This is a genomic window from Lysinibacillus sp. GbtcB16, assembly GCF_019091145.1.
GTDB lineage: Bacteria > Bacillota > Bacilli > Bacillales_A > Planococcaceae > Lysinibacillus > Lysinibacillus fusiformis.
This window is the reverse complement of record NZ_JAGXJV010000757.1, coordinates 1-244: the sequence shown is the minus strand read 5'-3', so window position 1 is coordinate 244 and position 244 is coordinate 1. Positions and strand designations below refer to the sequence as shown.

The 244-nt window shown below is 67.2% G+C and carries 1 pseudogene; it reads right to left on the bottom strand.

Annotated elements, in window-relative coordinates:
* A pseudogene (locus tag KVT27_RS25810) lies at window positions 1-244 on the bottom strand (molybdopterin cofactor-binding domain-containing protein); the annotation flags it as partial.

Here is a 244-nt window from a genome sequence, read left to right as displayed (position 1 = left end):
AAGGAGGCCTGCAGTTTCCCATCCGGCGTAAGCGCGATACGCCCGCCCGAGTGATCCGGAATGCCGAGGCCGAGCCCGGCTCCGTGCATCACCATCGAGGCGCCGACACCCCGGCGAATCCATGGCTCGCCTGCTTGCACCGGCGCAGCGCCACGTTTCGCCCATAGCGGCGACTCCTTCACCTTGCCCCATACTTGGATTGCGCCATCGGTCGGGACAATCTCCTGCCCCATCGGGCCCGGGT